The 12218-nt window shown below is 54.4% G+C and carries 11 protein-coding genes; 8 read left to right on the top strand and 3 right to left on the bottom strand.

Going from position 1 to position 12218, the window contains the following annotated elements:
* Nucleotide 1: 1 nt before the first annotated feature.
* Nucleotides 2-1087 (bottom strand): fatty acid desaturase, encoded by a 1086-nt coding sequence (locus ACR0JA_RS22630; RefSeq protein ID WP_480579913.1) that lies wholly within the window; start codon nucleotides 1085-1087, stop codon nucleotides 2-4.
* 138 nt (nucleotides 1088-1225) lie between these two features.
* On the opposite strand from ACR0JA_RS22630, the gene ACR0JA_RS22625 reads away from it, so the two are divergent.
* The gene (locus ACR0JA_RS22625; RefSeq protein WP_480579911.1) at nucleotides 1226-2242 is read left to right on the top strand and encodes a LacI family DNA-binding transcriptional regulator; all 1017 of its coding nucleotides are present in this window, start codon (nucleotides 1226-1228) and stop codon (nucleotides 2240-2242) included.
* A 3-nt stretch (nucleotides 2243-2245) separates the two neighbouring features.
* Here the strand turns inward: ACR0JA_RS22625 and ACR0JA_RS22620 are convergent, their stop codons facing one another.
* On the bottom strand, nucleotides 2246-3283 hold the full coding sequence (locus ACR0JA_RS22620; RefSeq protein ID WP_480579909.1) for a LacI family DNA-binding transcriptional regulator: 1038 nt from the start codon (nucleotides 3281-3283) through the stop codon (nucleotides 2246-2248).
* A gap of 168 nt (nucleotides 3284-3451) precedes the next feature.
* Here ACR0JA_RS22620 and ACR0JA_RS22615 point away from each other — a divergent pair, with 168 nt between their 5' ends.
* The 5 genes from ACR0JA_RS22615 (at nucleotide 3452) to ACR0JA_RS22595 (ending at nucleotide 8217) form a co-directional block, all read left to right on the top strand.
* Nucleotides 3452-4447: a TRAP transporter substrate-binding protein gene (locus tag ACR0JA_RS22615; protein ID WP_480579907.1), complete on the top strand. Its 996-nt coding sequence runs from the start codon at nucleotides 3452-3454 to the stop codon at nucleotides 4445-4447.
* 65 nt (nucleotides 4448-4512) lie between these two features.
* The gene (locus ACR0JA_RS22610; protein ID WP_480579905.1) at nucleotides 4513-5016 is read left to right on the top strand and encodes a TRAP transporter small permease; all 504 of its coding nucleotides are present in this window, start codon (nucleotides 4513-4515) and stop codon (nucleotides 5014-5016) included.
* A gap of 1 nt (nucleotide 5017) precedes the next feature.
* The gene (locus ACR0JA_RS22605) at nucleotides 5018-6298 is read left to right on the top strand and encodes a TRAP transporter large permease (RefSeq protein ID WP_480579903.1); all 1281 of its coding nucleotides are present in this window, start codon (nucleotides 5018-5020) and stop codon (nucleotides 6296-6298) included.
* A 150-nt stretch (nucleotides 6299-6448) separates the two neighbouring features.
* Entirely contained in the window at nucleotides 6449-7339 is an 891-nt protein-coding gene (locus ACR0JA_RS22600) for an NAD(P)-dependent oxidoreductase (RefSeq protein WP_480579901.1), read from the top strand.
* A gap of 14 nt (nucleotides 7340-7353) precedes the next feature.
* Nucleotides 7354-8217: a sugar phosphate isomerase/epimerase family protein gene (locus ACR0JA_RS22595; protein WP_480579899.1), complete on the top strand. Its 864-nt coding sequence runs from the start codon at nucleotides 7354-7356 to the stop codon at nucleotides 8215-8217.
* Between the two features lie 329 nt (nucleotides 8218-8546).
* On the opposite strand, the gene ACR0JA_RS22590 is transcribed toward ACR0JA_RS22595, so the two are convergent.
* Entirely contained in the window at nucleotides 8547-9431 is an 885-nt protein-coding gene (locus ACR0JA_RS22590) for a helix-turn-helix domain-containing protein (RefSeq protein ID WP_480579897.1), read from the bottom strand.
* Between the two features lie 165 nt (nucleotides 9432-9596).
* Between ACR0JA_RS22590 and ACR0JA_RS22585 the strand changes: the two genes are divergently transcribed.
* Together ACR0JA_RS22585 and ACR0JA_RS22580 are read left to right on the top strand one after the other, a co-directional pair.
* Nucleotides 9597-11024, top strand: coding sequence for an alanine/glycine:cation symporter family protein (locus ACR0JA_RS22585; RefSeq protein WP_170525083.1), 1428 nt, complete (start codon nucleotides 9597-9599; stop codon nucleotides 11022-11024).
* Nucleotides 11025-11196: 172 nt separating this feature from the next.
* Nucleotides 11197-12099, top strand: coding sequence for a glutaminase (locus ACR0JA_RS22580; RefSeq protein ID WP_480579895.1), 903 nt, complete (start codon nucleotides 11197-11199; stop codon nucleotides 12097-12099).
* Nucleotides 12100-12218: the final 119 nt, after the last annotated feature.

Here is a 12218-nt window from a genome sequence, read left to right as displayed (position 1 = left end):
GTCACTCGGCCGCTATGGCTGTTGGTCGAGTGTATTCTGGGCTGGGGTTAGCGTCCTTGGGCAGCAACGGCTTGCGGTCGACAAAGTAGAACGGATCGCGCCGCTGGATCAGAATGGCTGGGAGCATTTCGCGAAACGCGGTCAGTGTTCCCGCGTACGCTGGTGGGCAATCGCCTTTGATTTCTTCGTGCAAGGCCGGGAGATTGTAGAATGGAACCATGGGATACATGTGGTGTTCGACATGGTAGTTCATGTTCGAATATACGAAGCGGAAGAACCGGTTCATGTAGACGGTTCGCGAGTTCAATCGGTGATCCGGGACGTCTTCTGCCAGCCCGGCATGCTGCAGTGATGCCAGCAGGTGATGCAACCACGAACCATAGAAAGTGGGACCGCCGATAAGCACAATGGGCAGCCATGATTGCAGCACCAGTGCCAAAACAAATGTCACCGCGAGGATTGCGAGGTGAACACGCGACGCCAAGAACGCCTTAGAACGGTCGGCTTCGATGAGGAAGGTTTTCTGATCTTTGGTCAAACGACCAGCCGACAACCGAATCATCTTCTTCAATTCATTCCAGCCAGATTGCAGATGCAGCATGTTCCATAGGATGTTGAGTGGATGCGGAGGCCGGGGAAACGCAATCTCGGGGTCTTTTCCGACGATCACCGTATCCGTGTGATGGCGTGTATGGCTCCACCGCCAAAGATAGGGGTTTTTCAGCGACATAAATGAGGCCAGCTGAAAGGCTGCAGTGTTCAGCCAAGGCGTTTTGAATACAGTCCCATGGCAGCTTTCATGCCAACGGCTGTCGGCACAGGATCCATAAAACACCCCGTAGAGGATGACAGACGGCACTGCCCACCACGTACCCCAGGTCAGAATGACCAGAGCACCGGTTGCCAACACCAATCCCAGCCAGATCCCATAGTCGATCAGGGCCGGAGCATCGCGGCGCTTCATCAGTTCCTTCATCCGTTTCCGGGGGACAGGGGTGGAGTACCACTGTTTAGGTGCAAAGCTTGGACCGCTGTCCCGGCCCGTCAGCGAATAATCCCGCCAAGGAAGGGTATTGTCCTTCAGCACATCAGGTTCCTTTTCTACATTACTGTCGCCGAGCAGAACCGAGGAGCGCCTGAATCGTCAAACCTGTCGTGATATTTTCTATCATTTTTCTCAGAATATTCCGTAAAATGGGTGATAGGTTTCATCATGGAGCGTGCTATGGCCCGTGTCACACTCAAAGACGTCGCAGAAAAGGCGGGGGTCGGCGTCGCAACAGTAGACCGCGTTCTGAATGCGCGCGCGCCGGTTACTGCGGCGACATCTGCGCGGGTTCTTTCAGCGGCAGAAGCGTTGGGGTATCGCTCGGCAGGATTGTTGCGGCGCCGGGTTGAGGAGATGGCTCCAGCAAAACGGCTGGGCTTTATTCTTCAAAAGGAAAGCAAGTGGTTTTATCGCGAATTGGCAATCGAGTTGCAGCAAAAAGCAGAGCAGTTGCGCAGTATCCGGGCAAATGTTGTGGTCCGGTATGTAGAAAGCCTGTCGCCGTCCGAGCTTTCAACTGCGATTGACGAAATGCGCGGCAAGGTAGACGCCATAGGCTTGGTTGCGATTGATCACCCGGAGATCAATCGTGCAATCGCCAGCGCGGATGTCCCTGTCATTGCATTGCTCTCGCCCCTGTCTTCGCCTCACATTACTGCCTATGTCGGGATCGACAGTCGAAAGGCGGGGCGGACGGCAGGTTGGGCGATGGCGCGCCTTGATCGAACCGAAGGCGCGGTTGCCATCCTTATCGGGTCGCACAGGTATTTGGGGCACGAAGCGCTTGAGAGCGGGTTCAGAAGCTACATGCGCGAATTTGCACCGCAGAAACCGCTTCGAGACTCTGTGGTGTATCTGGATGACGCCGCGGTCGCATATGAAGCGACAGCAGAATTGCTGCGGGCCAACAAAGACCTCTCCGGCATCTATCATTGCGGAGGCGGGGTGACCGGAGCATTGAAAGCGCTGCGCGAGGCAGGGCAATCGCGGGAAGTTGTCTACATCTGCCATGAACGGACACCGGTTACCGAAGCTGCGCTTGCCGATGGCAGCATCGATTTGGTGATCAACAATCCGCTGGATCAGGTTGCTGATCGCGTGACTCAGATGATGTCTCGGTGTCTGACTGGAAAACCAATTCAGGGACAGGTTGGGGTTATTCACTTCGATCTCTGCACATCAGAAAACTTGTGAACATCAGCCGAAAGTGGCGCCGTTGATGTTTTCACGGGTGATGACTTCAACTGGAACGACCTCTGCCTGATGGGAGCGGTTTTCCAGTGTCGCGATCAGGGTTTGTACGGCTTGTTCGGCGATCCGTTGCATATTCTGATGGATGACAAGATCCATTGATCCGTCCAGCAGGTAGTTTCTCGTCTTCGGCGTAAGGTTGTGGCCGATCAGCATGATTTCTCCCGTCAAATCGCGATCAGCCAGAGCCGCAACAATGCCTTCGTTGCCACCGCCGACGTTATAAATGCCCAGCAGCCCAGGATGTTCGTCCAGCATCTGGCCCACCACCACGCGATTTTCCTGCACATCATCGTGGCCGATATAGGTGCCCACAACGCGGAGGTGGCTAAAATCCCTTCGCAAGGCCGACCGAAACCCCATCTCGCGATCCGAATGGTTGCGATACAGTTGCTCGCCGGAAATCACGCCGACAGTTCCGGATTGCCGTAGCATCCGACCCATAAAATAGGCCGCTGTTCGTCCTGCGGCCATGTTGTCCGTCCCGACAAATTGGCCCAGAACGGGGCTGATCAGATCGGAGACGACAGGTATGCAGGGAATATTCAAACCGTGCAGCTCATCGACCGCGTCGCGAACCCGCGGATCATCCAATGCCTGAAAGCCAACTGCATCAATTCCCTGCCCGGCGCAGGCTCTCAGTTTTCGCGCCAACACAGATGGTTCCAGTTTCGTGGAAAACACACACTCGACAGTGGCGCGGCCATTGGTGAAAACATTCTGAAAACAGTCGCCCAGAAATTCTGTCGATGGTCCGGCTTCCTCTGGCAGAAATATCTTCAGCCGCCAGGGTCGCGCAGGCTGGTCTAGTTGAGCGCCGGATTCGATTGCGTGCTTGGCCTGCAAAACACGCTGGCGGGTCTCAGGCTTTACGTTAGATCTGTTGTTCAAAACCCGGTCAACCGTAGCGGTGCCGACCCCCGCAATCCTCGCAATCTCGGAGACGCGTGCCTTCTTTGGGATTATTACAGCCTCATCGCTCATAGACCCCTACTAACATCATTTTCGATCAAAAGCATCCTCAAACGATCTTTGAAGAACATCAAAAACCATCATTGCCGTCATTTGATGCAAATTTTCTTGCCACCGAATTGTGAGGGGGCTTATCCCAGCGTCATGCAACGGGATCAAGTCCCGTTCAGGGAGGATAGCATGACCTACACAGCTAAATTACTGGCCGGGGTTACCGGCCTAATAATAACGGCCAGTACAGCACTGGCGGCGGATTTCACCTTTAAATATGGCAATGAGCAGCCGGAAACCTCAATCCGTTCGCAGTCCATGGACTGGTTCAAGACCGAACTTGAAAAACGTACAGACGGTCGCATCGAAGTCGAGAACTTCTTTGGTGCCGCGCTTGGTAATGAGCGCGAAATGATGGATCAGGTGACGGCCGGTTTGCTGCAGGGCACGCGTGGCGGTTTCTTTGCCGACGCGTCCGGGGCATTCAACCTGTACCAGTTGCCGTTCCTCGTCGCGAATTGGGATGAGATGGAATGTCTGGTCGGTTCGGACTTCACCAAGGGAGTGCAGGCTCGTGCCGAGGCGAACGGATATCACATCCCTGCCACCGGTATCAGCCAAGGGTTCCGGGCCTACACCAACAACGTTCAGCCAATAACATCGGTTGCTGATCTGCAAGGTCTGCGCATCCGCGAACCTCAATCTGATCTGATGATCGCAACGGGCACAGCTATCGGGTCGGTTCCGGTCGCCATGCCGTTTTCAGAGGCATATCAGGCATTCAAACAGGGCGTAATTGACGGGCAGCACAACCCGCCGCAAAATATCTGGGACTTTAATATTCATGAAGTCCAGAAGTATCTGACACTGTCGAACCACATGACCGGCCCCGATCCTTTGATCGTCAACAAGACATGGTATGACGGTTTGCCCGAAGACCTTCAGGCCACCTTTGACGAGGTTGCGGTCGAAGCGATGGCGATGTCGGACAAGCTGTATCGCGATGCTGAAACGAACATCGTCGGCGAACTCGGTAAGCACATGGAGATCAACGAACTGACGCCCGAAGCCCTGGCGGGTTTCCAGGAAGCCGTCGCGCCGGTCTATCAACAGATGATCGACGCAGGTCATTTCACGATGGATGATATCGACGCAGCCCGTGCCGCAGCGGCGTCTTGCGGTTGATCTGAAACGGCATTTCCGGGCGCTTTAACCCTGCGCCCGGATTCCCTTCTTAACGGAACCGGTTTATGGATACGCTCTCTGCAATCGACCGTGTACTGACGCGCGTTATCGAAGCGCTGATGGTTGTGCTGTTCGGGGTGTTTCTGGTGATTGTCGTCACCAAAGTCCTGATGCGCCCCTTTGACATGGCGATCTACGGCGTCGACGAACAGGTCAAGATCGCGTTTCTTTGCACCTCGGCCTTGGGCGGTGCTGTCGCGATTACGAAGCGTGAGCATATCGCGATCACGTTTTTCATCGACATGATGCCCTATTACGTAAAAATGGCCTTCTACGTGGCAGGTCTTTTCCTCGTGGGAGTGATGAACGCGGCATTGGTTTGGCTGTCCATCGATTGGATCGCAGGGCCGGGGAAAAACATGTGGCAACCCTTTGGGATGCCTCAGGCTTATGTGTTCATCATTGTTCCAATCTCCTGTTCGATTGCTGTGTTCTATTGCTTTGTTCGTGTGGTTCTGACTCTGGGCGGTCGGGATTCCATCGATGTTCTCTGGATGCCGGAGGACTGACATGTTGATCCTGTTTGCCACGCTTGGAATATTGTTGGTCTGCGGAGTTCCAATTGCCTATTCTCTGGGGCTGGCGTCACTGGCGTATTTCCTGATCGAGGCCCCCACAGCGACCGGTTTCGTTGTTCAGCGTTTCTTTTCCGGCATCAACAATTACCCACTGGTTTCACTGCCCTTCTTCATCCTGATGGGCCTGGTGATGAATTCCGGGGGCATCACGCGGCGGCTACTGGATCTGTCCATGTTCTTCGTCGGTCGCCTGAAGGGCGGTTTGGGTCTGGTCAACGTGGTTGGCTCGATGATCTTTGGCGGTATCTCTGGCTCCTCCGCTTCCGACACCGCATCCATCGGGTCCGTTCTGATCCCCGAGATGGAAAAACGCGGATACCCCAAGAGTTTCGCAGCGGGGATCACGGTGGCCTCATCCACCATGGGCATGATCATCCCGCCGTCTGTGCCGATGATTATCTACGCTGTCGCCGCGGAAGAAAGCATCGGTCGCCTGTTTCTGGGCGGGATCATTCCCGGCATCATGGTTGGTTTACTTCAGCTGATCGTCGTGTGGGTGCTGGCCAAGAGGAACGATTACCCGACCGAAGACGTACCGTTCACATTGGCTGAAGCCGGTCGGCAGACCAGACGTTCTGCCGCCGTGGCGCTGATGCCGATCCTGATCGTGGGCTCGGTGGTCTTCGGCTTTGTGACCCCGACCGAGACTGCCGGAGCTGCGGTAGTATATGGCCTGATCATCGGCTTATTCATCGTCGGCTTCGGCGTTCTCAAAGAACTGCCTGGAGCCATGCGCCACGCCATCATCATGTCGGCCAAGATCATGATGATCATCGCGTTCAGCCAGGTGTTCATCACTGTACTGGCGCTGGAACGTGTACCCAATCAACTGGCCGATTTCGTTTCGGGCCTCGGACTTGGCCCGGTCGCCTTCATGGTTCTGACAGCCATTTTGATCCTGATGGCGGGTACGTTCATCGACGTTAGTCCCGCCATTCTATTACTGACACCGGTTCTGTTGCCGGTTGCTGAAAAGCTGGGCGTTTCCGGCGTGCATTTTGGTGTGGTGATGGTCTCGGGTCTCGCGGTTGGTGCATGCACACCGCCAGTAGGAAATTGCCTGAATGTCTGCGCTGCGATCTGCCGTATGCCGATCGGAAAGATTTTCGTCGGGGCCGCGCCGTTCCTGCTGGCAAATGTGGTGGTGCTGATTTTGATCGCGATCTTCCCGCAACTGGTCATGTGGATACCGGACGCGGTGATGGGACCGTAACGACACAGAATTGGGCAGCGGGGTGTCTTCCGGACCTGCCCGGCCTTGGTCAGCCAAAGCCTGAAATCCCCGCACACATCGACGCCCAAAAAATTATGGGCGCCAAACCTCAACGCCGGCCAAGCCGGGCGACACATTAGGAAGACAATTATGCAACGTGTAGGTGTCATAGGATTGGGAGACATGGGCAGCGGGCTGGCCAAGAATCTGATCAAAAACGGATTCGAAACCACCGGTTTTGATCTGAGTGAGGCGCGCCTGAATGCGCTGGGTGAAATGGGCGGAACGCCTGCAGCCAGCGTGGCAGATGTGGGGGCCAACGCGGATGCTGTCTATGTCATGGTCATGAATGGCGATCAGGCCAAAGCCGTCATCCTTGGTGAAGACGGTCTGGTCAGTCACATGGCACAAGGCGGAACGGTCATTCTGACCGCCACGATCAAACCGCGTGAGGCCCGCGAGATTGGCGAGGCCATGGTCGGTTCGGGCATCCACCTGATCGACAGCCCTGTCTCTGGCGGATTTCCAGGCGCTCAGGGTGGCACTCTCACCATGATGGCCGCGGCCCCCGATGCCGTACTGGACGAATTCCAACCAGTGATTGAGGCGGTCTCGGCCACCATTCACCGCGTAGGGGACGGGCCCGGCCAAGGTCAGACCGTAAAAGCATGTCTGCAGACTCTGATCGGTTCAATCTTTTCGGCAACATTTGAGGCGTCGGTTCTTGCCGCCAAGGCGGGCGTGAAGGGCGAAAACCTGTTCAAGGTCTTTTCGACCTCCGGCGCGGGATGCGGATGCACCAACACGGCGCTGATGAACATCATCGACCGTAAATTCGAAAACACTGGCTCGGGCATCGGCACCATGCACAAGGACCTGACCATCTCACTGGATCTGGCCGAGGAGCTAGGCGTTCCAATGCATACTGCTTCATCTGCCATGCAGATTTTCCATGCTGGCAAAACCAAATTCCCCGATGGCGACAACTGGGTCTGCACCCGCGTGATCGAAGACATTGTCGGCGCTGAGTTGCATCGCTGAGAAAGGACAAGAACATGAAACTTGGCGTTATCTGTGATGGCATCAGTCGCGACCTGAAACACGCGGTCGATGTGATGGATGAGTTTGATCTCGAATATGCCGAACTGCAATTTGTCGGCGATACGGAGGTTGGCGATCACACTGCTGATGAGATCAGGGAAATTGACACGCTGCTTCGGGATCGGGGCAAGCCTGTATCCTGTCTGTCGCGCCACATCTTCGCGGGAATGACCGGGGCGAACAAACCAGGGGACGACCTGCACAGCAAGCATATGGATGCTCTGAAGCGCGTGATCGACATGGCGCATGTGGTCAGCAGCCCATTGGTGCGCATTATGACTCCGAAGAAAGAGCAGATTCTGTGGGGGTCCGGAGGTGCAGAAAAATGGAACGTCGCCAAAGGCGCATGGGACGCGATGCTGCCCCTGATCGCACCTGCGATTGACGTTGCCAAGGACGGCGGTGTGACTTTGGTCGTCGAAACGGGCAACGGGACCATGGTGAATTCGAACTACACCGCCCGTAAGCTGATTGATGATCTGGATGCCAAGGACACGTTGAAGGTACTTTGGGACCCGGCCAACAATTGCTGGTGTCATGAGCAGGCATTCCCTGCTGGGTATGACGAAGTGAAAGATGGCTATCTCGGGCACATCCACATCAAGGACGTTCAAGTCGATACGCCCCGCGCGACATTATCGGTCAAACAAATGGGCGAAGGCCAACTGGCCGATCAGTTTCAGCCGATGGCGGATGCTCTGAAAACCGACGCCTATGATGGGGTGATATCATTCGAAAGTGTCTACCACCCCGGTAACGGAAATTTCGAAGACGGTTTCCGCCGCTGTATTGATCGCTTCAAGGAGCATTTTAGTTGAACCTCTGGTGAGACCAAAACGGCCAATCGATGTTCCTCCCAATACATTGTTCGGCCGAAACACAGACCCGTCGTTAGGCGGGTCTGTTTTGGTTTTCAGGTGAAAACCGAATAACGGTCAAAAGATCTAATTCTGCGGGACGATTGAGGAGATGTCACATTATTTGCTCGAAAAAAATTTTTCGGCAATCGTGTCGCAGCGAAAGACGGGTCACTAGGGCATCCCGGAGAATCTTGGGCAGCAAATTTTGTTCTTTGGCTTGGGTATGAAACCTCGAGATATCGAGCTGCACCGAATCCAGTTTTTTCCTCAACATCGTTTTACTGACCCTACAAATCACTCATTACTCGAAAGTGAGAGTCGTCGGTGTTCATTGTGTTTCGCACCATCAGTTCGATTGATTTGTCAATTTCCGGATCATCGGGTTCAAAGACGGCACAAGCCTTAAGAGCGTCCTTAATGTTGGTTTCTTTTCCGAGAAAACAATAGAGTACGCGCGCGCAAAGCGGTTCTCTGGAACTGCTGGTCGAAACGCCGAGTTTCAGACCGGGAAGCCGATTGTGACGGTTCTTGAAATTGGGATATAGAATTGTCTGACTTATTTCTTCGCCCGTGATGGCATCGAAATCGACCTGAAAGATGCGGTCGTTTAGGTAGAATGCCAGCCCGTTATAGCGACCATGCATACGGGCCTTGTCCCGGCCCTTGATCGCCATGTTTTCGATGCGCGAGTAACGCGTGACACCTCCTTCTGTCGACAATCGCACCAGGGTCCGCAAGATCATTCCCGGATAGGTCATGGCATAGGAATACTCGTGATAATAACCATCATACCGGGACAGGTCATTACGAGAGCGCTTGGCCAGTTGTTCCAGATAAGCAGAATAGGCCAGTGGACCCACATTGGCGTCGCGACGCAACCGGACCAGCTCTGCAAAATCATCGTGTGGCAGTAATATTTCGCCTTCTTCTACACCAAAGAAGTCGCAGATTTTCGCGAGGGCATGTTGCGAAGGCCGTGAGGCACCGTTGAGGTATTTGTTGAATTGTGATCGGTTTATTTCCAGCTGACGACAAACCTCGGCCACCGACTTGAAATGGTTGGTCAGCAACCTCAAGTTCCGTTGGAAATCCTCGGCCATACCTGAACTACCCCTTCTTGTTCGGATCGCCGAATCCCAAAAACACCAGATATTTCGGCCAACACCGGACAATAATGTGGCGCTACCTGGCGCTCATGCAAGACCTTTTTGCAACTGGTTGCAACACCTCACCAAATTGAGTCGAACGCAGGCCCGGTGCTACCAGACCTGATGCGGTGGGGCGATCATCCCATTGTCCACGACGCATCGTCATCACTAACAGGGAAACTCTGGATCATGGGAATATTCGACAGCCTGTTTGGCGCTATCAATGACCTGACATGGGGTTGGTCACTCGTACCAATTCTTGTCATCTTTGGCGTCTTCATCACTCTACTAACTGGGTTCGTTCAGTTTAAGTTCTTCAAGCGCATGTTCCGTGTGCTGTCTTCAAACAACCAAAGCGCCGATCCAAATGCCATCTCGGCACGGCAGGCGTTGCTGGTGTCAGTCGGCGGACGCGTGGGTGGTGGCAACATCGCGGGGGTTGCGGTTGCCATTACACTTGGTGGTCCGGGCGCGGTGTTCTGGATGTGGGCAATCGCGATTGTCGGCATGGCTACCAGCTTGGTCGAATGCTCGCTGGCACAGCTGTACAAGCGCCGTCAGGAAAATGGCGATTTCCGCGGTGGGCCTGCACGCTCTATCATCCATGGTCTGGGTGAGCAGTACCGTTGGCTGGCCATTGTTTACGCGATCTGCCTGATTGCGTCATTTGCCATCGGTTTCAATGCATTCCAGGGCAACACGGTTGCCGGTGCGGCAGAAGAAAGCCTTGGACTTAGCCGTTTTGTCACCGGTGCAGTGCTTACGGTGATCGCTGGCTTTGTTGTCTTCGGTGGTATTCATCGGATCGCTAAGGTGGCGGATGTGGTTATTCCGGTCATGGCGGTCGCCTATCTTCTGATGGCGTTTGTGATCATCCTGATCAACGTTGCGGACGTACCGGGTGTGTTCGTCTCCATAATTGCCAACGCCTTTGGCTGGGAAGAAGCAGTCGGCGGCGGCATGGGTGCTGCCATTGCCAACGGTTTGCGTCGCGGTCTGTTTTCGAACGAAGCCGGTCTGGGTTCAGCGCCGAACGTGGCCGCAACGGCTGACGTGCGCCACCCGATCAGTCAGGGCATCACCCAGTCGTTTTCGGTCTTCATCGACACGATCATTATCTGTACATGTACCGCTTTGGTCATCTTGCTGAGCGACGTGTATCAGCCCGGTGCGGATATTGATGGGGTGGTTCTGACCCAGCAGTCTCTGGTAAGCCACCTGGGCGAGTGGACCCAGTATTTCCTGACCTTCATCATCCTGCTGTTTGCGTTCAGTTCAATCATCTACAACTACTATCTGGGCGAAAACGCGCTGACCGTGATTACAAAACACCCGATGGCAATCAACGTTCTGCGCGTCGCCATTATGGGCATCGTATTCCTTGGGGCGACGGCGCCGGGTGCAACATCAGTGTTCGCTTTCTCTGATCCGGCGATGGGTCTGCTAGCACTAGTCAACCTCGTTGTGATCATGATGCTACTCCCGACATGCCTCCGCATTCTGCAAGACTTCCGAAAGCAGCTTGCAGCAGGTGTGGAACGCCCGGTTCTGAATCCGGATGATTTTCCTGATCTTGACCTTGATCGCACGGCATGGACCGGGAAAGTGAAAGACTGATTTTGTCTAGGTGCGTGACGAATTGGTGTTCGCCGACAAGACAGAAATTCTAAACAAACTGGAACCTCGCCAATCGTTGGCGAGGTTCTTCTCTTACTACAGAGAACAGGCTCAGTGTTCCAAATCGCAGGTGAATTTTGGCATGCGGTGTAGCTGTAGCGTGGAGATCTAAATGAACAGAATGTTGCATGAAATTGCCGCAGAGATTTTCAGGCAAGACGAGTGGGGGCAAACCGCCCGATACATTCCCGAACTTGCCGAAGTTGACCCAAGGCAATTCGCGATAAGCGTGTGTTTGAACGATGGCAGTATGTTCAGCGCAGGTTCAGCTGACACGCTGTTTTCAATTCAGAGTGTATCAAAGGTCTTTACACTTGTGGCCGCGCTTGGACGCGTGGGGGATCAGCTTTGGAATAGGGTCGGCAGAGAGCCGTCCGGCGCCACCTTTGACTCCGTTGTACTTCTGGAAAGAGAAAAAGGTCGACCACGAAACCCATTCATTAACGCTGGCGCAATCGTCACCACTGATGCTCTATTGTCGGGTCGAGAACCAAAAATAGCGCTTGCCGAAATAATCGGACTCGTTCGGCAAATGGCCGGATCAGACGAAATTCACATTAATCACAAGGTAGCAGCGTCCGAACAGGAGACGGGATCCAGAAACTTTGCGCTTGCGCATTACCTCAAATCCCACGGGAACCTGTTCAATTCACCGGAACTCACACTTGGGGTTTATTTTCATCAATGCGCCATCGAAATGACAACCAAACAGTTGGCGATGGCTGGCCGTGTTCTCGCTGGGTTGGACGAGGCGCCTCGCGTTATCTCGCAACATCATGCCCGCCGAGTGAACGCGCTGATGATGACTTGCGGGCACTACGATGGTTCAGGTGATTTTGCGTATCGGGTAGGTCTGCCAGGCAAGAGTGGCGTTGGTGGTGGTTTGCTTGTAGTCGCACCAAAAGTTGCGTCTATCGCTTTGTGGTCACCAGGGCTGAATAGCTATGGTAATTCGCATGCCGGAACACGCGCTGCTTCAATGCTCTCGCAAGCGACAAATTGGTCAGTCTTTTAGGTGGGCTCCAAGAAGGCCCTCCGGTCTCGGATTAAGGGGGCTGCACGCGATTTGGCGAGAAAGTAGCCAAACAGCGGGATTATCCGCATGCTGTAAGATTGAGTGGAACACTGAATTTG

The organism is Ruegeria sp. AM4 (genome assembly GCF_056540665.1).
This window is presented reverse-complemented; position numbering and strand designations above follow the sequence as displayed.